Source organism: Cupriavidus mimosae, assembly GCF_023952485.1.
In the GTDB taxonomy this organism is placed as follows: Bacteria; Pseudomonadota; Gammaproteobacteria; order Burkholderiales; family Burkholderiaceae; genus Cupriavidus; species Cupriavidus taiwanensis_C.
In genome coordinates, this window is the sequence record NZ_JALHRY010000016.1 from 74,362 (window position 1) to 96,074 (window position 21,713).

At 68.3% G+C, this 21,713-nt stretch carries 22 protein-coding genes; 13 read left to right on the forward strand and 9 right to left on the reverse strand.

From position 1 onward, the window contains the following. Nucleotides 1-86 precede the first annotated feature (86 nt). The gene (locus tag MKD50_RS24860) at nt 87-1,034 is read left to right on the forward strand and encodes a LysR family transcriptional regulator (RefSeq protein WP_252669113.1); all 948 of its coding nucleotides are present in this window, start codon (nt 87-89) and stop codon (nt 1,032-1,034) included. 23 nt (nt 1,035-1,057) lie between these two features. Here MKD50_RS24860 and MKD50_RS24865 read toward each other — a convergent pair whose 3' ends face one another. Genes MKD50_RS24865 through MKD50_RS24875 form a run of 3 tightly spaced genes read right to left on the reverse strand, consistent with a single transcriptional unit; the run spans nt 1,058 to nt 4,017 of the window. Next, nucleotides 1,058-1,834 (reverse strand): enoyl-CoA hydratase, encoded by a 777-nt coding sequence (locus MKD50_RS24865; RefSeq protein ID WP_252669115.1) that lies wholly within the window; start codon nt 1,832-1,834, stop codon nt 1,058-1,060. 15 nt (nt 1,835-1,849) lie between these two features. Next, nucleotides 1,850-2,809, reverse strand: a complete 960-nt coding sequence (locus tag MKD50_RS24870; protein ID WP_252669117.1) for a Bug family tripartite tricarboxylate transporter substrate binding protein — start codon at nt 2,807-2,809, stop codon at nt 1,850-1,852. Nucleotides 2,810-2,853: 44 nt separating this feature from the next. Further along, nucleotides 2,854-4,017 carry a CaiB/BaiF CoA transferase family protein gene (locus MKD50_RS24875; RefSeq protein ID WP_252669119.1) on the reverse strand — a complete coding sequence of 388 codons (1,164 nt, stop codon included), beginning with the start codon at nt 4,015-4,017 and terminating at the stop codon, nt 2,854-2,856. 322 nt (nt 4,018-4,339) lie between these two features. On the opposite strand from MKD50_RS24875, the gene argG reads away from it, so the two are divergent. The 4 genes from argG (at nt 4,340) to MKD50_RS24895 (ending at nt 9,098) form a co-directional block, all read left to right on the forward strand. After that, nucleotides 4,340-5,665, forward strand: coding sequence for an argininosuccinate synthase (argG, locus tag MKD50_RS24880; protein ID WP_012357049.1), 1,326 nt, complete (start codon nt 4,340-4,342; stop codon nt 5,663-5,665). A gap of 234 nt (nt 5,666-5,899) precedes the next feature. Then, the gene (locus MKD50_RS24885; protein WP_252669121.1) at nt 5,900-7,243 is read left to right on the forward strand and encodes an MFS transporter; all 1,344 of its coding nucleotides are present in this window, start codon (nt 5,900-5,902) and stop codon (nt 7,241-7,243) included. 29 nt (nt 7,244-7,272) lie between these two features. Continuing rightward, nucleotides 7,273-7,866 (forward strand): RBBP9/YdeN family alpha/beta hydrolase, encoded by a 594-nt coding sequence (locus MKD50_RS24890; RefSeq protein WP_240071316.1) that lies wholly within the window; start codon nt 7,273-7,275, stop codon nt 7,864-7,866. A gap of 68 nt (nt 7,867-7,934) precedes the next feature. After that, on the forward strand, nt 7,935-9,098 hold the full coding sequence (locus MKD50_RS24895; RefSeq protein ID WP_115699277.1) for a porin: 1,164 nt from the start codon (nt 7,935-7,937) through the stop codon (nt 9,096-9,098). Between the two features lie 66 nt (nt 9,099-9,164). On the opposite strand, the gene MKD50_RS24900 is transcribed toward MKD50_RS24895, so the two are convergent. Then, nucleotides 9,165-10,169 (reverse strand): AraC family transcriptional regulator, encoded by a 1,005-nt coding sequence (locus tag MKD50_RS24900; protein WP_240071313.1) that lies wholly within the window; start codon nt 10,167-10,169, stop codon nt 9,165-9,167. Between the two features lie 117 nt (nt 10,170-10,286). Here MKD50_RS24900 and MKD50_RS24905 point away from each other — a divergent pair, with 117 nt between their 5' ends. The 3 genes from MKD50_RS24905 to MKD50_RS24915 are packed head-to-tail and all read left to right on the forward strand — an operon-like array spanning nt 10,287 to nt 12,579. After that, nucleotides 10,287-11,345: a beta-keto acid cleavage family enzyme gene (locus MKD50_RS24905; protein ID WP_092315018.1), complete on the forward strand. Its 1,059-nt coding sequence runs from the start codon at nt 10,287-10,289 to the stop codon at nt 11,343-11,345. A 57-nt stretch (nt 11,346-11,402) separates the two neighbouring features. After that, the gene (locus tag MKD50_RS24910) at nt 11,403-11,594 is read left to right on the forward strand and encodes a DUF1289 domain-containing protein (protein WP_252669123.1); all 192 of its coding nucleotides are present in this window, start codon (nt 11,403-11,405) and stop codon (nt 11,592-11,594) included. Nucleotides 11,595-11,604: 10 nt separating this feature from the next. Further along, the gene (locus tag MKD50_RS24915; protein WP_115699274.1) at nt 11,605-12,579 is read left to right on the forward strand and encodes a Bug family tripartite tricarboxylate transporter substrate binding protein; all 975 of its coding nucleotides are present in this window, start codon (nt 11,605-11,607) and stop codon (nt 12,577-12,579) included. 67 nt (nt 12,580-12,646) lie between these two features. Here the strand turns inward: MKD50_RS24915 and MKD50_RS24920 are convergent, their stop codons facing one another. The 3 genes from MKD50_RS24920 to MKD50_RS24930 are packed head-to-tail and all read right to left on the reverse strand — an operon-like array spanning nt 12,647 to nt 16,161. After that, nucleotides 12,647-14,293: a fatty acid--CoA ligase gene (locus tag MKD50_RS24920; RefSeq protein WP_252669125.1), complete on the reverse strand. Its 1,647-nt coding sequence runs from the start codon at nt 14,291-14,293 to the stop codon at nt 12,647-12,649. Nucleotides 14,294-14,308: 15 nt separating this feature from the next. Next, nucleotides 14,309-15,157 (reverse strand): TauD/TfdA dioxygenase family protein, encoded by an 849-nt coding sequence (locus MKD50_RS24925; protein ID WP_115699272.1) that lies wholly within the window; start codon nt 15,155-15,157, stop codon nt 14,309-14,311. 23 nt (nt 15,158-15,180) lie between these two features. Next, on the reverse strand, nt 15,181-16,161 hold the full coding sequence (locus MKD50_RS24930) for a quinone oxidoreductase family protein (RefSeq protein ID WP_115699271.1): 981 nt from the start codon (nt 16,159-16,161) through the stop codon (nt 15,181-15,183). Between the two features lie 205 nt (nt 16,162-16,366). On the opposite strand from MKD50_RS24930, the gene MKD50_RS24935 reads away from it, so the two are divergent. Next, on the forward strand, nt 16,367-17,365 hold the full coding sequence (locus tag MKD50_RS24935; RefSeq protein ID WP_115702371.1) for an AraC family transcriptional regulator: 999 nt from the start codon (nt 16,367-16,369) through the stop codon (nt 17,363-17,365). Between the two features lie 12 nt (nt 17,366-17,377). Here MKD50_RS24935 and MKD50_RS24940 read toward each other — a convergent pair whose 3' ends face one another. Together MKD50_RS24940 and MKD50_RS24945 are read right to left on the reverse strand one after the other, a co-directional pair. Further along, on the reverse strand, nt 17,378-18,508 hold the full coding sequence (locus MKD50_RS24940; protein WP_252669127.1) for an oxidoreductase: 1,131 nt from the start codon (nt 18,506-18,508) through the stop codon (nt 17,378-17,380). Then, a complete protein-coding gene (locus tag MKD50_RS24945; protein WP_115699269.1) occupies nt 18,505-18,903 on the reverse strand; it encodes a RidA family protein in 399 nt (132 codons plus the stop codon). The genes MKD50_RS24940 and MKD50_RS24945 overlap by 4 nt, the downstream gene beginning before the upstream one ends. 154 nt (nt 18,904-19,057) lie before the next feature. On the opposite strand from MKD50_RS24945, the gene MKD50_RS24950 reads away from it, so the two are divergent. From MKD50_RS24950 to pip, 4 genes are all read left to right on the forward strand, one after another. Then, a complete protein-coding gene (locus MKD50_RS24950) occupies nt 19,058-19,945 on the forward strand; it encodes a LysR substrate-binding domain-containing protein (protein WP_252669129.1) in 888 nt (295 codons plus the stop codon). Between the two features lie 79 nt (nt 19,946-20,024). Further along, nucleotides 20,025-20,207 (forward strand): type II toxin-antitoxin system HicA family toxin, encoded by a 183-nt coding sequence (locus MKD50_RS24955; RefSeq protein WP_240071309.1) that lies wholly within the window; start codon nt 20,025-20,027, stop codon nt 20,205-20,207. Between the two features lie 22 nt (nt 20,208-20,229). Then, entirely contained in the window at nt 20,230-20,619 is a 390-nt protein-coding gene (locus MKD50_RS24960) for a type II toxin-antitoxin system HicB family antitoxin (RefSeq protein ID WP_252669131.1), read from the forward strand. A gap of 92 nt (nt 20,620-20,711) precedes the next feature. Next, entirely contained in the window at nt 20,712-21,668 is a 957-nt protein-coding gene (gene pip, locus MKD50_RS24965; RefSeq protein ID WP_252669133.1) for a prolyl aminopeptidase, read from the forward strand. Nucleotides 21,669-21,713: the final 45 nt, after the last annotated feature.

Genomic DNA, 21,713 nt, shown 5'->3' on the forward strand with positions numbered 1-21,713 from the left:
GGGCGGCAGGGCGGTGCACTAGAATGGCCCGCTAGACCGCCGCCCATCGCCACCGTTTCGACCGCCGCGGCCCAGATGGAGTTGCCTTGCGTTACGAACTGACCGACCTGCGCCTGTTCCAGGCCATTGCCGATGCGCAAAGCCTGTCGGGCGGCGCATCGGCCACCCACATCACCGCATCGGCGGCAAGCTACCGGCTGAAGAACCTCGAGCACGCCATGGGCACGCCGTTGTTCGTGCGCACCGCGCGCGGCATGGAGCTGACGCCGGCGGGCGAAACCCTGCTGGTCCATGTGCGCGAACTGCTGTTGGGAGTGGAGCGCATGCATGGCGAGGTGGGGCGCTTCTCCGCCGGGCTGAAGGGCAATATCCGGCTGCTGGCCAACAGCAGTTCGCTCAACGGCTTCATCATTCCCAGCGTGAGCCGCTTCCTGCTGGCCAATCCGGATGTGAATATCGACCTGGAGGAACGTGCCAGCCAGGCTATCCTGGCCGCGGTGGCCGCGCACGAGGCCGATGTCGGCATCCTGGCCGGAGATTCCCACGCCGGCGACGATGCGGTCGGCGTTCGTTCGGTGCGCTACGCGCGCGACGAGCTGATCCTGGTGATGGCGGCGGAGCATCCGCTGGCGCGCGAGCCGGAGGTGCGCTTTGGCGCGGCGCTGGCGTTCGACTTTGTCTGCATGAGCCGCACCAGCAGCAACTTCCTGTTCCTGCGCGAGATGGCGCAGCGCGCCGGCAAGGGCCCCAATGTACGCCTGCATGCGCACAGCTTCGATGCGGTGCTGTCGCTCGCCGAGGCCGGCGTCGGCGTGGCGCTGGTGCCGCGCAGTGTCGCGGCGCAGGCGCTGCGCGAGGCGCGCGTGGCCGGGGTGCGGCTGGCCGAGCCGTGGGCCTTGCGCGAACTGAACCTGATCGTGCGCGCCGACGGCAAGCTGCCCGCGTTTGCCGAGGCCTTTGCGCAGTTCCTGCTCAACGATCCGCGCGTGGTAGCCACGCGCGAAGGCGGCGCCGTGGCGGCCACGGCGCCGTAACTGCCTGTCCCACGCTTAGCCCGTCAGCGCTTGCGGTTCAGGAAGGCGGCCATGTGCTGCTGCGGCTCGCCGGTGTCGAAGGCGCTGCCGAACTCGCTCACGCTGTTGCCGATCGAGACCTCCAGCGGCGCGTCTTCCCACTCGCGCAGCAGGCGCTTCTGCTGGCGCACCGCGACCGGGCCAAAGCCCGCCAGCAGCGCGGCCACGCGCTCGACTTCCAGGTCCAGCCCGGCCAGCGGCACCACGCGGCTGACCAGCCCCCACTGCAGCGCTTCGGCGGCGTCGGAGATCTCGCCGGTCAGCAGCATCCACGCGGTGCGCGCATTGCCGATCAGGCGCGGCATCAGCGCGGCATGGATCACCGACGGGATGCCGACCTTCACCTCCGGCATGCCCAGCTGCGCGGTGTCGGCGGCGATGCGGAGGTCGCACGCCAGCGCCAGTTCCAGCCCGCCGCCCAGGCACCAGCCCGGCATGCGCGCAATTACCGGCACCGGCAGGTGGCGCACCGCATCGCACAACCGGCGCAGGCCGCTGATAAAGGCCTCGGCGCTGGCGCGGTCGAGCGCGGCCATTTCCTTGATGTCGGCGCCGCCGATGAAACCCTTGTCGCCGGTGCCGCGCAGCACCAGCACGCGCAGCGCGTCATGGGCGCCCAGCGCTTCGATCGCGCGCGTGAGCGAGGCGATCACGGGTGTGCTCAGGATATTGAGCGAGCCTGCCTCGCGGATGGTGACGGTGGCTATGCCGCGCGCGTCGATCTCGACGCCGGCATGCGGTTCCTGCTGAAGTGTGCTCATGTCGGTCCTCTGGGCTTACTGGAGCTTGGTGAAGTGGATGGCCTCGACCACCTGCTTCCAGTGCGCGTTCTGCCCACGGATCAGGTCGCCAAAGGCCTTGCGCGAGGTCGGTGCCGGGATCGCGCCCTGTTTCTCGATGGCGGCGACCACCTCCGGTTCGGCCAGCACCTTGCGCACCGCGTCGTTGAGCTGGTCGAGGATGGCGGCGGGCGTGCCCGCCGGCGCGCCCAGGCCGAACCACGACGGGTTGTTCATCGCCGGCAGGCCAGCCTCGGCATAGGTGGGCACGTTGGGCAGCACCTTCAGGCGCTGCCTGGCGGCCACCGCCAGCGGCTTCAGGCGGCCGCCCTGGATCAGCCCTGACGACGACGGGATATTGTCGAACACCACCTGTATCTGGCCTGCGACCGCGTCGTTGAGCGCCGGGCCCAGCCCCTTGTAGGGCACGTGCAGCATGCGCGTGCCGGTGGCATTCATGAAGAGTTCGCCGTTCATGTGGCTCAGGCCGCCGTTGCCGGACGAGCCGAACGAATACTTGCCGGGGTTGGACTTGAGCTGCTTGACGAAGGATGCCAGGTCCGTGGCCGGGAAGGCGGGATTGACCACCAGTACGTTAGGCACGTCGGCCAGGTTGCTGATCGGCGCGAAGTCCTTGACCGGGTCGTAGGCGGTCTTCAGGTAGACGTTGGGGTTAACCGCGTGCGAGCTTTCCACCTCCATTACCAGCGTGTAGCCGTCGGCCGGCTGCTTGCCCGCGTAGGCGCTGCCGACCGCGCCGCCGGCGCCGGGGCGGTTTTCTATCACCACCGGCTGGCCCAGCACCGGGCCCAGGCGGGTGCCGACGATGCGGGCGATGATGTCGGTGGTGCCGCCGGCCGCGTAGGGCACGATCAGCTTGATCGGCCGCTCGGGATAGGCGGCGTGCGCGCTGCTGGCAATGCCGAGCAGGGCCATGGCGAAAAGGGCTGGCTTCATCGGGATGTCTCCGGGTCGGGGTTATAGATGTCGTCGCAGTACGGTCAGCGCTGGGGGCTGTGTTCGCCCAGCAGCGGGGGCGGTGCTGGCGGGGCTTCGTGCCCGGCCAGCATCGGGTTGCGCACCATCGGCACGCGCCCCATCACGGGGTGCTCGGCCACCTGCATCAGCTTGCGGTGCCTGACCTGCGGATGGGCGAAGACTTCGTCCATGGTGTGGATCGGGCCCCAGGGCACGCCGGCGGCGTCGAAGGCCTCGGTCCAGGCGGCACGGGTGCGGGTGGGAAAGAGTTCGGTCAGCCGCGCGCGCAAGGCGTCCAGGTGTTCGATGCGCGCGGAATTGGTGGCGTAGCGCGGGTCCTGCGCAAGATCCGGCATGCCGGCCACGGCGCAGAAGCGCGCGAACTGGCTGTCATTGCCGATCGCCAGGATCAGGTGGCCATCGGCGCAGCGGAACACTTCATACGGCGCGCAATTGGGATGGGCGTTGCCGCTGCGCTGCGGGTTCTGGCCCGACACCAGGTAGTTGGCGGCCTGGTTGGCATTCATCGCCACCGCGACGTCGAGCAGGGCGATGTCCAGATGCGCGCCCACGCCGGTCGCCTGGCGCTGGTACAGCGCGGCCAGCACCGCGGAGGTGGCATACATGCCCGTGCTGAGGTCGACCACCGCGACCCCGGTGCGCAGCGGGCCGGCGCCGGGCGTGCCGTCGGGCTGGCCGGTGTAGCTCATGAGCCCGCCCATGCCCTGGAACACATAGTCGTAGCCGGGCTTGTCAGCCATCGGCCCGCTCTGGCCGAAGCCGGTGATCGACAGGTAGACCAGGCGCGGGTTGAGCGCCTTGAGCGCGTCGTAGTCCAGTCCGTAGCGACGCAGCGTGCCGACCTTGTAGTTCTCGACCAGCACGTCGGCATCGCGGGCCAGCTCTCGCACCTGCGCCGCGCCTTCGGGCGTGCCATAGTCGATCGCGAGCGAACGCTTGCCGCGGTTGCAGCAGATGAAGTAGCCCGACAGGCGCGGGTCGCCTTCGGCCCCGGCCGGTGCGTCGAGATAGGGCGGCCCCCAGCCGCGGGTATCGTCGCCGCGTTCGGGGTGTTCGACCTTGGTCACCTCGGCGCCCAGGTCGGCCAGGTTCTGGGTGCACCAGGGGCCGGCCAGGATGCGCGACAAATCCAGGACCCGGACGCCTTCCAGGGCGCGATGCAGCATGACGACTCCGCTTTCCGATAACAGTGCGGCGCAGTATAGGGAGGGGTATCGGGCCGAACCAGTCGAGAGTTTTGAAAGGCGCGTTCGCCGGATTTGAACGGTATGGCCGGGCCGCGGCCGGCGCGGCCGGGGTGGCGCCGGCGCCCCCGCCAGCCGCCGCGTTTGGCGCGTGGGCGCTGCCGTGTCACAATTCGCGTTTGGCACTGACTCGGCACGTGACTCGGCCGGCCGCGTCGCCGTGCTTCCCGCCGCCCCCGACCGCTTGCGGCCGACGCAGTGGAAGCCCGCCCAAGAGCCGACAAATTCACATTGATTTCTGGCGATGACTACCATCCTGCAGCACATTCCTACCGGCCAGCGCGTCGGTATCGCCTTCTCCGGCGGCCTTGACACCAGCGCGGCACTCCTCTGGATGCGCCAGAAGGGCGCCGTCCCCTACGCCTATACCGCCAACCTGGGCCAGCCCGACGAGCCCGACTACGACGACATCCCGCGCCGCGCCAAGGCCTACGGCGCCGAGGAAGCCCGCCTGGTCGACTGCCGCGCGCAGCTGGTGGCCGAGGGCATCGCCGCGCTGCAGTGCGGTGCCTTCCATATCTCCACCGCCGGCATCACCTACTTCAACACCACCCCGATCGGCCGCGCCGTCACCGGCACCATGCTGGTCGCCGCGATGAAGGAAGACGGCGTCAACATCTGGGGCGACGGCAGCACCTTCAAGGGCAATGACATCGAGCGCTTCTACCGCTACGGCCTGCTGACCAACCCCGGCCTGCAGATCTACAAGCCGTGGCTGGACCAGCAGTTCATCGACGAACTGGGCGGCCGCGCCGAAATGTCCGAGTTCATGCGCCAGAACGGCTTCGACTACAAGATGTCGGCCGAGAAGGCGTATTCGACCGACTCCAACATGCTGGGCGCCACCCACGAGGCCAAGGACCTGGAGCACCTGGATTCGGGCATCCGCATCGTCCAGCCGATCATGGGCGTGCAGTTCTGGCGCGATGACGTCGAAGTCAAGCGCGAGGAAGTCACGGTGCGTTTCGAGGAAGGCCAGCCGGTCGCGCTGAACGGCCAGACCTTCGCCAACGCCGTCGACCTGTTCATGGAAGCCAACCGCATCGGCGGCCGCCATGGCCTGGGCATGAGCGACCAGATCGAGAACCGCATCATCGAGGCCAAGAGCCGCGGCATCTACGAAGCCCCGGGCCTGGCGCTGCTGTTCATCGCCTACGAGCGCCTGATCACCGGCATCCACAACGAAGACACCATCGAGCAGTACCGCGACAACGGCCGCCGCCTGGGCCGCCTGCTGTACCAGGGCCGCTGGTTCGACCCGCAGGCCATCATGCTGCGCGAAACCGCCCAGCGCTGGGTGGCCGGCGCCATCACTGGCGAGGTCACCATCGAACTGCGCCGCGGCAACGACTACTCGATCCTGAACACCACTTCGCCCAACCTGACCTACAAGCCGGAACGGCTGACCATGGAAAAGGGCGAGTCGATGTTCACGCCGCTGGACCGCATCGGCCAGCTGACCATGCGCACGCTGGATATCGTCGATACGCGCGAGAAGCTGCAGACGTATGCCAAGACCGGCCTGCTGTCGACGCAGGTCAGCGCTTCGCTGCCGAAGCTGGAAGACTAAGGCCCGCGGCGCCCTCGCCTGGGAGCGCGACAGTCACAAGCCGGCACCTTCGGGTGCCGGTTTTTTTTCGTCTCGGCGTTTTCCCCACCTGTCCCGTAATGTCAAGCGTACGTCCCGGAATATCAAACCGCGCGGTCCCGATCGCCAGATACTGGCTGCGCTTGCCCGCCATTCCGCGCGGGCCCTGAAGGCACGGCGGCGCGAAGACCGCCGGCCGGTTTCCGGAGACACCCGATGCCAAGATCCCGCCTTGCCCTTGCCGCCGCATCCGCCGCGCCCGCGTCAGCCGCCCCCGCGGCCGCCGGAACGCGCTATGCGTGGCTGGTCTTTGCGCTGACCTTTGCGCTGCTGCTGTCGGACTACATGTCGCGCCAGGTGCTCAATGCCGTGTTTCCGCTGCTGAAGGCCGAATGGCAGCTCGGGGATACGGAACTGGGAGCGCTCGGCGGAGTGGTGGCGCTGATGGTGGGGGTGCTGGCGATTCCGCTGTCGCTGCTGGCCGACCGCTGGGGCCGCGTGCGCAGCCTGATCCTGATGGCGACGCTGTGGAGCCTGGCCACGCTGGGCTGCGCTGTGGCGGGCAGTTTCGGCCAGATGTTCCTGGCGCGGCTGTGCGTCGGCATCGGCGAGGCCGCCTACGGCAGCGTCGGCATCGCGGTGGTGGTGTCGGTGTTCCCGCGCCACCTGCGCGCCAGCCTCAGCGCCGCGTTCATCGCCGGCGGCGCGTTCGGCTCGGTGCTGGGCATGGGACTGGGCGGCATTCTGTCCGCGCATTTCGGCTGGCGCATGGCTTTTGCGGGCATGGCAGCGTTCGGACTGGCGATGGTGGCCTGCTATGCGCTGACGATCAGCGAGCAGCGGCTGCGCCGGTTGCAGCAGCGCCTTGGCGCTGCCAGCGCGGACGGCGACAGCGACGCGGCCACGGCGCGCCAGCTGGCGCCGCGCCGGATCGTGCGCGAACTGCTGACGCTGCCCTCGATGCTATGCGCCTGCGCCGGCAGCGCCTTGCAACTGCTGGTGATGGCCGCGCTGCTGGCGTGGCTGCCGAGCTTCCTGGCACGCGAGTACGGCATGGCAACCGGCCGGGCTGGTGTGGTGGCGGCGCTGCTGGTGCTGGTAGCGGGCGCCGGCATGGTGGTCTGTGGCGCGCTGACCGACCGCGTGGCGCGGCGCGCGCCCGGGCGCAAATGGCACATGGCCATCGCCTACAGCCTGGTCTGCTGCGTATTGCTGATGACGGCGTTCCGGTTGCCCGCCGGCACGGCGCAACTGGTGCTGATCGGGGCGGGCATGCTGGTGGTGGGCGGCTGCGCCGGCCCGGCCAGCGCGATGGTGGCCAACCTGACCCGGCCTGCCATCCACGCCACCGCGTTTGCCACGCTGACGCTTATCAACAACCTGCTGGGGCTGGCGCCGGGACCGTTCCTCACCGGCGTGCTGGCCGACCGCATCGGCCTGACCGGCGCGCTGCAATGGATTCCGCTGGCCGGCGCCGCCGCCACGCTGCTGTTCTGTATCGGCCGCCGCCACTATGCCGCGGACCTGCGGCGCCTCGATGGCCAACCCATGCCCCGCTAAGTTCCTGCCTGACCCTTTCTGATTCCACCATGACCGCTAACCCCTCACCCACCATCCTGATGGTGCCGGGCCTGCGCGACCACGTCGCCGAGCACTGGCAGACCCTGCTGCAGGCCGAGTTGCTGGCGCAAGGGCATGACGCCCGCTGCGTGCCGCCGCTGGAGCACGACAAGCTCAGCTGCACTGCCCGTGTCGCCGCGCTCGATGCCGCCCTGGCGGACATCGACGGGCCGGTGGTGCTGGTCGCGCACAGCGCCGGCGTGATGATCACCGTGCATTGGGCGGCGCTGCACCGCCGCCCCATCCGCGGCGCGCTGCTGGTGACGCCGCCGGACTTCACGCAGCCGCTGCCGCCGGGCTATCCGGCGCAGCAAGCGCTGGCGCAAGCCGGCTGGCTGCCGACGCCGCTGGCGCCGTTGCCGTTTCCCAGCCTGGTGGCGGCCAGCCGCAACGATCCGCTGGCGAGCCATGCGCGCGTCACTGAAATGGCCGCCGCGTGGGGCAGTGGGCTGGTGGACCTGGGCAACGTCGGACACCTCAACCCGGCCGCCGGCTACGGTCCCTGGCCACGCGCCCATGCCCTGCTGGCAGAACTGGACACGCTGGTCGCGCAGCAGGCCTGAGCGCGCCGCAGCACGCGTCACGACAAGAACATCCGGCCACCAAGGCCGGGCCAACAAGGAGGAGAGAGATGAAAACCAGAAACACCGTCATGGCCCTGATACTGGGGTGCCCGCTGGCGGCGGCCGCGCAGTCGACGGTCACGCTGTATGGCGTGGCCGACATCAACGTCGAATATGTGAACCGCGTCGGCGCCGTACCGGTCGCCGCGAACGGCTTCAACCGGGGGCCGGGCGACAAGGTGTTCCGCATGGACTCGGGCGGCCTGTCCGGCTCGCGCTGGGGCCTGCGCGGCATGGAGGACCTGGGTTCCGGATGGCAGGCATCGTTCGTGCTGGAAAGCGGCTTCGGCGTGGACAACGGCGCGTTGCAGCAAGGCGGGCGCCTGTTCGGTCGCCAGGCCTTTGTCGCCGTGCGCCAGGCCAACATGGGCCAGCTCAGCTTTGGCCGCCAGTACACGTCGATCTTCGAAGCCCTGGCGAACTTCTCGCCCACGGCCTACGCCACGCAATACGAACCGGTGGTGCTGCAGGCCGGCGCCAATTTCCGCGAGGACAACACCGTCAAGTACACCGGCCAGTTCGGCCCGCTGACGGCGCGCGCGCACTGGTCGTTCGGCGTCGGGCTGGCGCTGCCTCAGACGGTCGGCGTCGCCACGCCGATCGGGGGCAACGGCGAAGTGCCGGGACAGTTCCGCCGCGACACCGCCTATGGCGCCTCGCTGGCGTATGCCGCCGGACCCTTCGGCGCCACCGTCGGCTACGACCAGTGGAATCCGACCATCGGCACCAGCAACGGCACCCTGCGCAAGGCCGTGGTGGGCGCCAGCTACACCTTCGGCCCGGCCAAGATCATGGGTGGCTATCGCTGGGGCCAGAACAAGAACGCCGCCGACGTGGTGATCCAGCGCGACGACTTTTACTGGATCGGCGCCAACTACCAAGTCACTCCGGCGGTGGGGCTGACGCTCGAATACAACTACGACAACGTCAGGAGCCTGTTCGGCGACACGCAGGTGGCCAATCCGTGGCAGGTGGCCTTTATCGCCAACTATGCATTCTCGAAACGCACCGACGTGTACGTGTCCACCGCTTATGCGCGCAATGCCGGGCTGATGCTGGAATCGCTGGCCACGGTCTATGCCAACAGCCTGTCGCTGGGCAACAGCTATGCCGCGGCCAACGGGCAACGCAGCATGGTGGGCGTGGCGCTGGGGATCCGGCACAAGTTCTGATCCGGGCCTTGCGGCCTGACGAGGCTCGTTATGGCCGCCGCGCCGTGGTTGCGCAGGCGGCTTTTTTTACTGTCCGGACTGCGTCCGCCAAGCCGACACGCTGCGCCCGAAGCGTGCGCTGAACCAGCGCGAGAACGCGCTCAGCGACGAAAAGCCGAGCAGCGCCGCCACTTCTGAAAGCGGCCGCTCGCGGTTCTCCAGGTAACGGATCACCAGGTCGGCGCGGGCCTCGGCCAGGATGTCGGAGTAGCTGGTGTGCGCCTGCTCCAGGCGCCGGTGCACGGTGCGGCGGTCGACGCTGAGATGCTGGGCCACGCGCTCCACCGAGCACAGCCCGGTCGGCAGCAGCGCGTACACCAGCTTGCGCACCATGTCCGGCATGGTGGCCGCGGTCGACTGCGCCAGCAGCGTGCCGAGATATTGCTTCACCTGTTGCGCCATCACCGGGTCGTACGACGGCAAGGGCGCTTCCAGGTCCGCCGCCTGGCAGACGATGCCGTCGAAATCCTGGTTGAACGAGCCGGCCATGCCGAACACGCGCGCGTACGTCGCCGTGCTGGCCGGCGCCGGGTGCGTGAAGCAGATGCTGCGCGGCCGCCACGATGGGCCCAGGAACAGCTTCAGCATGCGGAACATCACGCCCACCGCCAGGTCGGTCGCCTGCCGCAACGTGCCCGGCGCTTCGCTGAGGACCTGCAGGCGGATCATTACCAGGTCTTCGCTGTCTTCGACGCGCATCGCCAACGATTCATTCTGCAGACCCATGTAGCGGACCATCGACTCCAGGGCGCGGCGCAGCGTCGGTTCCTCGCGCACCACGAAGGCCAGCGGCCCGAGGTTGGAGAACTCGCGCAGCTCGGCCATGCGCAGGCCGAAATCCTCGGCCCCGGCGGCGCGCGCCGACGCATCCAGCAAGCGGCCCACCGAGGACGCCGGGATGCGGATATCGGGGTCGAGCAACACCGAGCGGTTGATCTTCGCGGCCCTGAGTTGCTGGTACGGGTCCAGCCCCAGCGCACGCGCGACTTCGACATAGTTGGTCAGGCTGGCACTGCGCAGGTAGTAGGACATGACAGCGGCTTCCGGGCTTTCCCTGAGTGTCCCGAAATGTAAATCGGTTGTCCCGGATCGTCAAATCGCGGCGGTCCGTTGACCGATACTCCAGTCACCAACCAACCGGAGCGATCTATGCAATTCCTCGACGATTCCCTGCACCCCGAGAACATGGACAAGGTGGTGATCACCGTGGCCCCGTATGGCCCCGAGTGGATGCCGCAGGACTTCCCCGAGGACATCCCGGTGACCATGGAGGAACAGGTGCAGAAGGCGGTCGATTGCTACAACGCCGGCGCCACGGTGCTGCACCTGCATGTGCGCGAACTCGACGGCAAGGGCTCCAAGCGCCTGTCCAAGTTCAACGAGCTGATCGCCGGCGTGCGCGCCGCGGTGCCGGACATGATCATCCAGGTCGGCGGCTCGATCTCGTTCGCGCCGGAGGATGACGGCCAGGAGGCCAAGTGGCTGTCCGACGACACCCGGCACATGCTGGCGGAGCTGCAGCCCAAGCCCGACCAGGTCACCGTGGCCATCAACACCACGCAGATGAACATCATGGAGCTGCTCTATCCGGAGTACCTGAAGGGGACTTCGCTGGAGCACCCGGCCTACCAGGCCGCCTACCGCGAGATGACGGTGCCGGCCGGCCCGGGCTGGGTGGAAGAACACCTGCGCCGGCTGCAGGCGTCGGGCATCCAGCCGCATTTCCAGCTGACCGGCATGCATGCGCTGGAAACGCTCGAGCGGCTGGTGCGCGCGGGCGTCTACACCGGTCCGCTGAACCTGACCTGGATCGGCATCGGCGGCGGCTTTGACGGCCCCAACCCGTTCAACTTCTTCAACTTCGTGCACCGCGCCCCGGACGGCTGCACGCTGACCGCCGAGTCGCTGCTGAAGAACGTGCTGCCGTTCAACATGATGGCGATGGCGATGGGCCTGCATCCGCGCTGCGGCATCGAGGACACCATCATCGACCAGCACGGCAAGCGCATGACCTCGGTGCAGCAGATCGAGCAATGCGTGCGCGTGGCGCGCGAGCTGGGCCGCGAGATCGCCTCGGGCCAGGAAGCGCGCGAGATCTACCGCATCGGCACCTGGTACGACAGCGCCGAGGCCACGCTGCAGGCCAACGGCATGGCCCCCAACCGCAAGTCGGGGCAGAAGAACCTGCCGCTGCGCGCGGCCGCCTGACGGCCGTGGGCGGGGCCGGCCACTCGGCCGGCCCGCGCCAGCCACCCGGAGCCGCCGATGCATCACCCCGACGCCCTCGCCAATCCCTGCATCAACATCTGCCGGATGGACCTGGCCAACCGCTATTGCCAAGGCTGCGGCCGGACCCGGCTGGAAATCGGCCGCTGGCTGCGCATGAGCCAGGCCGAACGCGCTCAAATCCTGGCCGAGGTGCCGGCACGCCGGGCAAGCAGCAGCCATACTAGATAACGGAGACATCATGACCACCCGACCCGCCTTCCTGCTGCGCATCGCCGCCGCGGCGGCCAGCCTCGCGCTGGCTGCGCCCTCTGCCATGGCCTGGACCAGCAAGCCGGTCCGCATGCTGGTGCCGGCTCCGGCCGGCGGCACCATGGACGTGCTCGCGCGGCTGCTGGCGGACCAGCTGTCCGCGGACCTTGGCCACCCCGTGGTGGTCGACAACAAGCCCGGGGCGGGCGGTGGCATCGCCATCACCACCATGCTGGCGGCGCCCGCCGATGGCCAGACCATCATGGTCACCGCCAGCAATGTGCTGACCGAGATCCCGCATGTGCTCAAACAGCCGTTCGACCCGCTGAAAGACGTCAGGCCCGTCGCCGCGGTGGCGCGCTCGCGCATGGTGATGATTGGCGCGCCTGGCCTGCCGGCCAAGGACCTGAAGGGCCTGGTCAGCTACGCCCGGGCCAATCCGGGCAAGCTCAGCTTTGCCTCGTACAGTGCCGGCACCGCTTCGCACTACGCCGGCATGATCATGAACCAGAAGGCCGGGCTGGACCTGCAGCATGTGCCCTTTGCCGGCTCGGCGCCGGCGCTGACGCAGGTGATGGGCAACCAGATCGCGGTGATGTACGACGGCATGGTGACCTCGTTGCCGATGATCCGCGCCGGCAAGGTGCAGGTCTATGCCGTGGCATCGAAGAGCCGCTCGGCGCTGCTGCCGCAGGTCCCGACCTTCGCGGAAATGGGTTACCCCGACATGGAGTTCAGCAACTGGGTGGGCGTGATTGCGTCGTCGAAGCTGTCGCCCGAACTGGCCGAGAAGATCCACGCGGCTGCCTACAAGGCTGCGGCTTCTGCCAAGGTGCGTGACCGGATGGAGGCGCTCGGCTATGAGCCGCTGCCGGCGCAGCCCCTGCCGCAACTGAGCGAATCAGTGCGCGCGGAGTTCGAGCGCAATGCCGGCATCGTCAAGGCGTTCAATATCCAGCCCTGAGTCAGTTCCCGGCAACGCAAAAGGGCAGCCTCATCCGAGGCTGCCCTTTCTTCTTCCTGCTGCCGGCTCAGGCGCCGGTGCTGCGCAAGCGCTTCTTGTCGATCTTGCCGACGCTGGTCTTCGGGATCCCGTCGACAAACAGGATGCGCTCGGATTCCGGCACCGCATACTTGCTGAGCCGGTTAGCCTCGACACGCGCCAGCAGCGACGCGCGAATCGCTTCCGCGGTGACGGTGGCGCCAGGCTTGCGCACCACGTATGCCACCGGCCGCTCGCCCCAGCGGGCGTCCGGCACGCCGATGACCGCGCACTCCTGCACGCCCGGCACCTGCGTGACCAGGCCCTCGACCTCGATCGACGAAACCCACTCGCCGCCGGTCTTGATCACGTCCTTGATCCGGTCAACGATCTGCACGAAGCCGTCGGCGCCCATCACCGCGATGTCCTGCGTGTGCAGGTAGCCGCCTGCCCACAGCTCGGCCGATGCCTCGGGTTTGCCGTGGTAGGCGCGGGTCAGGAACGGCGCGCGCAGCACGATCTCGCCGCGCGCCGTGCCGTCGCGTGGCACGTCGTGCATGGACTCGTCCACCAGGCGGAAGTCCACCATCGCCACGGGACGGCCCGTCGAGCAGCGCATGCGCACCTCGGTCTCGCGATCGGCATTGGCGTGCCCCGGGGGCAACTGCGCCAGCGCGACGATGGGGCCGGTCTCCGACATGCCATAGCCGGCAAACACATCCATGCCGCGCCCGAGCGCGGCCTCGCACAACGCCGGCGGCAGCGCCGAGCCGCCGATGATGAGCTTCCAGCCCGACAAGTCCTGGCCGCTTGCCTGCGCTGCCTGCAGCAGCATCTGCAGCAAGGTCGGCACGCAGTGCGAGAACGTGACCCGCTCGGTCTCGCGCAACTGCAGCAGGACATCCGGCGCGTAGCGCCCGGGCAGCACGATGCGCAGCCCGAGCATGACCGCGACATAGGGGATGCCCCAGGCCAGCACGTGGAACATCGGCGTGATCGGCATGTAGACGTCTTCCCGGTGCAGGCGCTGCCCTTCGCGCGGCGCGCACAGGCTGGTGGCCGAGGCCAGCGCATGCAGCACGATGTCGCGATGGCTGTAGCACACGCCCTTGGGGTCGCCGGTGGTGCCAGTGGTGTAGAAGGTGGCGGCGCGGGTGTTCTCGTCGAACTCGGGGAAGTCGAAGTCGGGTGAGGCCGTGCGCAGCAGCGTCTCGTACTCGCCGCAGAATGGCAGCGATGTCGGCGGCACCTGCTGGCCGTCGGCCAGCAGGACAAAGCTGCGCACGCTGGTCAGCTGGTCGCGGATCTCTTCCATCACGGGCAGGAAGTCCGGATGCAGCAGCACCACCTCGGCGCCGGAATCGTTCAGCGTGTACAGGATCTGCTGCGCCGACAGCCGCACGTTGACCGTGAACAGCGTCGCGCCCATCATCGGCACGCCGAAATAGCACTCCAGGTAGCGATGGCTGTCCCAGTCCATCACCGCCACGGTGGTGCCGTGCGCCACGCCCTGCGCAGCCAGCGCGGAAGCCAGCCGGCCAACGCGCTGGCGGAACTCGCGATAGCTGTGGCGCAGTTGTCCGCGGTACGTGATCTGCTGGTCGCCGTACAGCGACAGCGAATTGAGCAGCAGCTGCCGGACCAGCAGGGGATAGGCATAGGCCTGCGGGGCCGCAGGCACAAGGTGTGATTGCATGTGTGTCTTCCTCCGTCAGAACGGCACGTCGCCGATGATGCCGGCACGCTCCATCTTGCGTACCGTGGGCGCATAGTCCTGCACCGCGTAGTGCTGCGTGCAGCGGTTGTCCCAGATCGCCACGCTGTGCTTCTTCCAGCGCCAGCGCACCTGGTACTCCGGGATCTCGGCCTGCGCGCACAGGTAGTGCAGCAGGTCTCCCGCGCCGGGCATGAAGTCCTTGCCGAAGCGGATCACGTCGCCGCGGTGGTAGTTGGCGAAGTGCGAGGTGAAGGCGTTGACGAACAGGATCTTCTCGCCTGTTTCCGGATGGGTGCGCACCACCGGGTGCTCGACCATCGGGAATTGCGCCGCCAGCGCCGCGCGCTTCTCCGGCGCCATGTTGGCGCCGAAGGTGTGTTCGATGCTGTGCTTGGCGCGCAGCCCTTCGATGCGCGCCTTGATGTCCTGCGGCAGGCGCCGGTAGGCTTCGCCCATGTTGACCCAGATGGTGTCGCCGCCGACCGCCGGCGTTTCCACGCAGCGCAGCACGCAGCCCATCGGCGGCGCCTGGCGCCAGGTGGCGTCGCAATGGAATGAATTCTCGTAGTGCTCGACCTTGCTGTCGGGCGACTTGTAGATCTGCACCAGCCCCGGGTGTTCCGGGTCGCTGCCCACTACGGGATGGTCTTCCAGTTCGCCGAAGCGGCGGGCAAAGGCAACGTGTTCGGCGCGGGTGATGTCCTGGTCGCGCAGGAACAAGACCTTGTATTGCAGCAGCAGTGCCTTGATTTCGGCGAACAGCCCGGCGTCGCGCGAGGCATCGGCCAGGCTGACGCCGCTCAGTTCGGCGCCGATGGTGCAGGTGAGTGGTTCCGCATGCATGGGTTGTCTCCTCTTTGTTGAGTTCAGATGACGAAGATCGATGATCCGGTGGTGCGGCGCGCTTCCAGGTCCTGGTGCGCCTGGACCGCGTCTTCCAGCGCATAGCGCTGGTTGATGCCGATGTGGATGCGGCCCGCGGCGACGTGGCCGAAGACTTCGTCGGCCAGTGCCTGCTTTTCCGCCGGATCGGCGATGTAGTCGGCCAGCGCGGGCCGGGTCAGGAACAGCGAGCCCTTCATCGCCAGCAGCGCCGGGTCGAACGGCGGCACCGGGCCCGAGGCGGTGCCCACGCACACCATGGTGCCGCGGCGGCGCAGCGAATCCAGCGAGCCCATGAAGGTGGTCTTGCCGACGCTGTCGAACACCACCGCCACGCCCACGCCATCGGTCAGCTCGCGCACGCGTTTGGCCACATCCTCGCGGGTGTAGTAGATGATGTGGTCGCAGCCATGCGCGCGCGCCACCTCGGCCTTGGCCTCGGTCGACACCGTGCCGATCACGGTCAGGCCCAGCAGCCTGGCCCACTGCGACACGATCAGCCCGACTCCGCCCGCCGCCGCGTGCAGCAGGATGGTGTCGCCCGCCTGGAACGGATGGATGCGGCGCATCAGGTAGGCCGAGGTCAGCCCGCGCATGGTCATCGCCGCCGCGGTTTCGAAGGCGATGCTGTCGGGCAGGCGGATCAGCGGCGCGGCGGGTACCAGGCGCTCGGTGCTGTACGCGCCCAGCGTGTTGACGAAGCCGGTGTAGGTGACGCGGTCGCCCGGCACCACGTTGGTCACGCCCGGGCCGACGGACACCACCACGCCGGCGGCTTCCACGCCCATGCCGCTGGGCAGCGGCACGGGATAGGTGCCGTTGCGGAAATAGGTATCGGCGTAGTTCAGGCCCACCGCGACGTGGCGGATGCGGACCTGCCCCGGCCCGGGCTCGCCGACTTCCATCGGTTCGTAGCGCAAGACTTCGGGGCCGCCGGTCTCATACATGCGGACGACATTTGCCATGATTCTGATCTCCTTGGAATGTGCGTTGGTGCAGAGGGCGCTGCACATGCCTGCTACTGTAGGGAGCGCGGCGCGGAGCGGCTTTGCATTGGCTACCGGCGACTTTGCATTTCATGCCAGGAGGCCTATGATCCTGCTGCGGCGGGCCGTCGGTTCCCCGCCCCCGGCGCAGGACATGACCAACGCATCGCAAGGCAAGACCGGTTTGGAAACGCTCATACGTGCCGCCGCACTGACCAACTTCCTGGAGGTATCGCGCGACCTCGGCCTGGACCCGCTGCCGCTGCTGCGCCAGGCGCGGTTGCGCCGCGCCTGGCTGGGCGATCCCGACCAGCGGGTGCCGCTGGGCGCCTGCGTGGCGCTGCTGGAAGCCGCCGCGCACGCCTCGGACTGCGAGACGTTCGGGCTGCGCATGGCGGAGTCGCGCCAGCTGTCGGACTTTGGCGTGATGAGCTTGCTGATCAGCCAGCAGCCCACGCTGCGCGCCGCGCTGGCCACCACCATCCGCTATCGCCACCTGGTCAATGATTCGGTGGCGCTGCTGCTCGAAGATGCCGGCAGCGCGGTGCTGATCCGCCAGGAGGTGCTGAGCGACGCGCCCTCGCGGCAGGCCACCGAGCTGGCCATCGGTGTCGTGTTCCGCATGTGCGCGCTGCTGCTGGGGCCGCGCTGGCAGCCGATCGGGGTGAGCTTCACGCATGCGGCGCCGGCCGACCTGCGCGTCCATCGCCGGCTGTTCGGCTGCCCGCTGGAGTTCAATGCGGACTGCAATGGCATCGTCTGCCGCGCCGCCGACCTCGACGCGCCCAACCCGGGCGCGGATCCCGTCATGGCGCGTTATGCGCAGCAGTTCATCGATACCCTGCCGCGCGCCAACCCGCAATCCATCGGCCACGAAGTGCGCGCCGCCATCTACCTGATGCTGCCGATGGGCCGCGCCACGTGCGAGGCCGTGGCCGAGGGCCTGGGCCTGAGCCTGCGCACCATGCAGCGCCAGCTCGACGACGCGGGCGAGACCTTCACGGGCATCCTCAACGACGTGCGCCGCGAGCTGGCGCGGCGCTATGTCGAGAACCCGCGCTACTCACTGCTGCGCGTGTCGCAGCTGCTCGGCTACGGCTCGGCCAGCGCCTTCACGCGCTGGTTCTCGGCGCAGTTCGGCACCGCGCCGGCCAACTGGCGCCGGGACCACGCAGGGCGGTAGGGCGGTCAGGCGTCAGCCCGCCAACGCTGCCGGCGCTTCGCGCAGCGCCAGTTCCGCGTCCTTGATGCCGGCCAGCGGTGCCAGCACCGCGGCATCGAACGGCCGCACCGGTTCTCCCGCGCGCACCCGCGCCGGCCAGTCCGGATTCGCCAACGCCCCGCGTCCGAGCGCGACCAGCGTCGCACCCTGCGCCAGCATGCCGGCCGCGCGCACCGGATCCGCGAGGCTGCCGTTGGCGACGATGGCCAGCCCCGGCGCCGCGCGCCGGGCGTGCTGCACCAGCGATGCGTCGCCGTCGCCAAAGGCTGGCTGCCAGGCTTCGTGCTCGGTGACATGGAGGTAGTCGACGCCGCTTGCCGCGATGGCTGCGAATACCGCGGCAGCGCCATCCGGGCCTTCGGGCCACTGGTAGGTGAAGTCATTGACCTTGGCCTGCGAGATGCGCACGCCGACGATGGCATCGCTCCCCACCGCCGCGCGCACCGCGCCGATCGTTTCCAGCAGCAGGCGCATGCGCTGCGCGATGCCGCCGCCCCAGGCGTCCTGGCGCTGGTTGGTATGGCCGTTGAGGAACTGGTCGAGCAGGTAGCCGTTGGCGCCGTGGATCTCCACGCCGTTGAAGCCGGCCTCGCGCGCCCGCCGCGCCGCTTGCGCAAAGCCGTCGATGGCCTGCAGGATCTCTGCCTCGTGCATCGCGCGCGGCATCCGGTATGCGCCGGTGCCGCCATACAAAGTCATCTGCCGGCCCCGGGGCTGCACGGCCGAAGGCCCCACTGTATCGTCGCGGAAGCGGTTGGCCTGCGATAGCGCCCCCGCATGCATCAGCTGCGCGACCATGCGCCCGCCGGCCTGGTGGACTGCGTCCACGATCCCGTGCCAGCCCTGCGCCTGCAGCGCGTCGGTCAGCCCCGGCTGGCCGGCATAGCCCTGCGCATAGGCGCGGTCGGTATAGATGCCCTCGGTGACGATCAGGCCAAAGCCGCCGCGGGCAAAGCCCGCGTAGTAGCGGCGCATGGCCCCGGTGGGGACGCCGCTATCGGTGGCGCTGATGCGCGTCATCGGCGCCACCACCAGGCGGTTGCGCAGCGGCACGCCGTTCAGCGCCGGCGTATCGAACAGCGACGGGGCGGCGGGCGTGGTCATTGCGCACCCTCCGCAGTCAGCGCGATGGCTTCGATCTCGATCATCGCGTCCGGCGAATACAGGGCCGAGACCTCGACGATGGTATCGGCCGGATAGGGGGCGGAAAACCACTTGCGGCGCAGCGCGACGATCTTGGGGAAGTATTCCATCGACGTCAGGAAGATCGTGACCTTGGCCACGCGGTCCAGCCCCGAGCCGCCCGCCTGCAGGGCACGCCTGAGGTTGCTGAACGCCTGCTCCGCCTGCGCGTCGAAGTCGCCGCGGCCGACGATGGCGCCGTCGTCGCCAACCCCGGCCTGGCCGGATACGAACAGCAGGTTGCCAGCCCGGATGGCTTGCGACAGCAGGTAGGGGGCATAGGGATCGGGTTGGGTGTGGACTTGTTGCAGGTGCATCGCGGACTCCGGTAATGATTTAGTAAAATTCACCTTGTTTTCGGCTGATAGTCTTCCAGCTCAGCCGGTATGCCAAGTATCGGAGCCGGTATCGACCGCGACAAATGGTCGCTTTTCAGTCGATGCATGAGATGGATTCATTCATGGAGACGCCTTGCGCAAACTGCCTCCCCTCAGCGCCCTGCGCGCCTTCGAAGCCGCCGCCCGCCGCGCCAGCTTCAAGCACGCCGCCGACGAACTGCACGTCACGCCGACGGCCATCAGCCACCAGATCCGCGCGCTGGAAGACAGCCTGGGCGTGCGTCTGTTCGAGCGCCAGACCCGCAAGGTGCGGCTGACGGCGGCCGGGCATCAGCTGTTCCCCGCGGTGCGGGACGGCCTCGATGGCATGGAGCGCGCCGTGCAGGCGGTGCAGCGCAGCGGCCGCCCGCATGTGGCGACGCTGACGTCGACGGTGGCGTTCATGGCCAGGCGGCTCGCGCCGCTTGCCGGGCAGTTCCGTGCCGCGCATCCCGACTGGACCTTGCGGCTCGATGCCTCGGACCAGATCGTCGACCTGGACCACGATGCGGACGCGGCGATCCGCTACGGCAGCGGCAGCTATCCCGGCCTGGTGGTCGAGCCGCTGTTCCGCGACCGCTTTGCGCCGGTTTGCAGCCCCGCCTTGAAACTGGCATCCATGCAGGACCTGGAGCACGCCACGCTGATCCACTTCGAATGGGGCGCCACCGCGCGCGATGACGCGCGCGCGCCGGTGTGGCACCGGTGGCTGGCGCAGGCCGGCGTCGACGTGGCCGATCCGCAGGCCGGCCTGCGCTTTACCGACGAGATCCACGCCGTGCAGGCCACCATCGCCGGACAGGGCGTGGGCCTGCTCAGCCTGACGCTGGTGGCTGAGGAACTGGCGTCCGGCGCGCTGGTGCGGCCTTTTGAACTGGCGCTGGAGAGCTTTCGCTATGACCTGGTCTATAGCGAGCGGGCGGCGCAGCGTGCGGCCACGCGGTTGCTGCGGGATTGGGTGATGGGGGTGTTTGCGGGTTAGCGCGGCCCAATAGTCGGGACTGGTATAGATGCAAGTTTGCCTGCTGGACGCAAGACGAGATATTGTGTAGATTTGCGCAATGAAGAGCGCGGATCTGATCAGGAAACTGGCATCCGACGGCTGGTACTTGACGAATATCGTGGGGTCCCACCACCAGTTCAAGCATCCATCCAAGCCCGGCAAAGTCACGGTGCCGCATCCGAAAAAAGACCTGCCCCTGGGCACAGTGCGCAGCATCCTAAAACAGGCCCGCATCCGCTAACAAATTCTTATCGATTCGCCCCATGCTATATCCCGTTCACATCGAGCCGGGCGACGCAACCCACGCGCACGGCGTCTCGTTTCCGGACTTCCCCGGCTGTTTTTCTGCAGCCGATGAGTGGGCCGACATTCCTGCCAATGCACAGGAAGCCGTTGAGGCGCACTTCGCCGATGGCGAAGCCATTCCCGCGCCGTCAGCCGTAGAGCGATGGTTAAACGATCCCGACTATCAAGGCGGTGTCTGGATGCTGATCGATATCGATCTGTCCCGCGTCAATACCAAGGCAGTGCGCGTAAACATCAGCCTGCCGGAGCGGCTGGTGCACGCCATCGACGACGCGGCAAAGAGCAGGCATATGACGCGGTCCGCGTTTCTTGCTCTGGCGGCCCAGCACGAGATGGACTGCCGCTGATCGGAAGCCAACGCGGATCGTAGCGCGCCGGCACGGCCCTGCAAGGCAATCTCCGAAGCGTACACTGTGACCCCATTCTCGGAGACCCGCCCATGCCCGCCTTGCGCACCCTCTACCCCGAAATCGAGCCCTATGAAACCGGCACGCTGGATGTCGGCGACGGGCATGTCGTCTACTACGAACGCGTGGGCACGCCGGGCGCCAAGCCCGCGGTGTTCCTGCATGGCGGGCCCGGCGGCGGCATTGCGCCGGACCACCGGCGGCTGTTCGATCCGGCGCGCTACGACGTGCTGCTGTTCGACCAGCGTGGCTGCGGGCGCTCTACGCCGCATGCGGGGCTGGAGGCAAACACGACCTGGCACCTGGTCGACGATATCGAGCGGCTGCGCGTGCTGGCGGGCGTGGAGCGCTGGCTGGTGTTCGGCGGCTCGTGGGGCTCGACGCTGGCGCTGACCTATGCGCAGAAGCACCCGCGGCGCGTGAGCGAGTTGGTGCTGCGCGGCATCTACACGGTGTCGCAGGCGGAGCTCGACTGGTACTACCAGTACGGCGTGTCCGAGATGTTCCCCGACAAGTGGGCGCGCTTCCAGGCGCCGGTGCCCGAGGCCGAGCGCGGCAACATGATGGCGGCCTACCGCAAGCTGCTGACCGGCCTCGACCGCGACAAGCAGGTAGAGGCGGCACGCGCCTGGAGCGTGTGGGAAGGCGAGACCATCACGCTGCTGCCAGATGCAGGGAACAGCGCCAAACATGACGACGGGCACTTTGCGCTGGCCTTCGCCCGGCTGGAGAACCACTACTTCACGCACCGCTGCTGGCTGGAGGAGGGGCAGCTGCTGCGCGACGCGCACAAGCTGGCCGATATCCCCGGCGTGATCGTGCACGGGCGCTATGACATGCCGTGCCCGGCGCGCTATGCCTACGCGCTGCACCAGGCATGGCCGCAGGCGCAGTTCCACCTGATCGAAGGCGCCGGCCATGCGTGGACCGAGCCGGGCATCATGGACCAGCTGCTTGCCGCAACCGATCGCTTCGCCGCGCAGCGCTAGCCCCGCTCGCCGGGGCCCCAGCCTTATCCGAGATGTTCACCACCG

What these genes read in the sequence shown, in the direction of transcription:
- MKD50_RS24865 (WP_252669115.1), bottom strand. Translation starts at nt 1,834, where the DNA reads ATGAGCACACTTCAGCAGGAACCGCATGCCGGCGTCGAGATCGACGCG.
- MKD50_RS24870 (WP_252669117.1), bottom strand. Translation starts at nt 2,809, where the DNA reads ATGAAGCCAGCCCTTTTCGCCATGGCCCTGCTCGGCATTGCCAGCAGC.
- MKD50_RS24875 (WP_252669119.1), bottom strand. Translation starts at nt 4,017, where the DNA reads ATGCTGCATCGCGCCCTGGAAGGCGTCCGGGTCCTGGATTTGTCGCGC.
- argG (WP_012357049.1), top strand. Translation starts at nt 4,340, where the DNA reads ATGACTACCATCCTGCAGCACATTCCTACCGGCCAGCGCGTCGGTATC.
- MKD50_RS24885 (WP_252669121.1), top strand. Translation starts at nt 5,900, where the DNA reads ATGCCAAGATCCCGCCTTGCCCTTGCCGCCGCATCCGCCGCGCCCGCG.
- MKD50_RS24890 (WP_240071316.1), top strand. Translation starts at nt 7,273, where the DNA reads ATGACCGCTAACCCCTCACCCACCATCCTGATGGTGCCGGGCCTGCGC.
- MKD50_RS24895 (WP_115699277.1), top strand. Translation starts at nt 7,935, where the DNA reads ATGAAAACCAGAAACACCGTCATGGCCCTGATACTGGGGTGCCCGCTG.
- MKD50_RS24900 (WP_240071313.1), bottom strand. Translation starts at nt 10,169, where the DNA reads ATGTCCTACTACCTGCGCAGTGCCAGCCTGACCAACTATGTCGAAGTC.
- MKD50_RS24905 (WP_092315018.1), top strand. Translation starts at nt 10,287, where the DNA reads ATGCAATTCCTCGACGATTCCCTGCACCCCGAGAACATGGACAAGGTG.
- MKD50_RS24910 (WP_252669123.1), top strand. Translation starts at nt 11,403, where the DNA reads ATGCATCACCCCGACGCCCTCGCCAATCCCTGCATCAACATCTGCCGG.
- MKD50_RS24915 (WP_115699274.1), top strand. Translation starts at nt 11,605, where the DNA reads ATGACCACCCGACCCGCCTTCCTGCTGCGCATCGCCGCCGCGGCGGCC.
- MKD50_RS24920 (WP_252669125.1), bottom strand. Translation starts at nt 14,293, where the DNA reads ATGCAATCACACCTTGTGCCTGCGGCCCCGCAGGCCTATGCCTATCCC.
- MKD50_RS24925 (WP_115699272.1), bottom strand. Translation starts at nt 15,157, where the DNA reads ATGCATGCGGAACCACTCACCTGCACCATCGGCGCCGAACTGAGCGGC.
- MKD50_RS24930 (WP_115699271.1), bottom strand. Translation starts at nt 16,161, where the DNA reads ATGGCAAATGTCGTCCGCATGTATGAGACCGGCGGCCCCGAAGTCTTG.
- MKD50_RS24940 (WP_252669127.1), bottom strand. Translation starts at nt 18,508, where the DNA reads ATGACCACGCCCGCCGCCCCGTCGCTGTTCGATACGCCGGCGCTGAAC.
- MKD50_RS24945 (WP_115699269.1), bottom strand. Translation starts at nt 18,903, where the DNA reads ATGCACCTGCAACAAGTCCACACCCAACCCGATCCCTATGCCCCCTAC.
- MKD50_RS24955 (WP_240071309.1), top strand. Translation starts at nt 20,025, where the DNA reads ATGAAGAGCGCGGATCTGATCAGGAAACTGGCATCCGACGGCTGGTAC.
- MKD50_RS24960 (WP_252669131.1), top strand. Translation starts at nt 20,230, where the DNA reads ATGCTATATCCCGTTCACATCGAGCCGGGCGACGCAACCCACGCGCAC.
- pip (WP_252669133.1), top strand. Translation starts at nt 20,712, where the DNA reads ATGCCCGCCTTGCGCACCCTCTACCCCGAAATCGAGCCCTATGAAACC.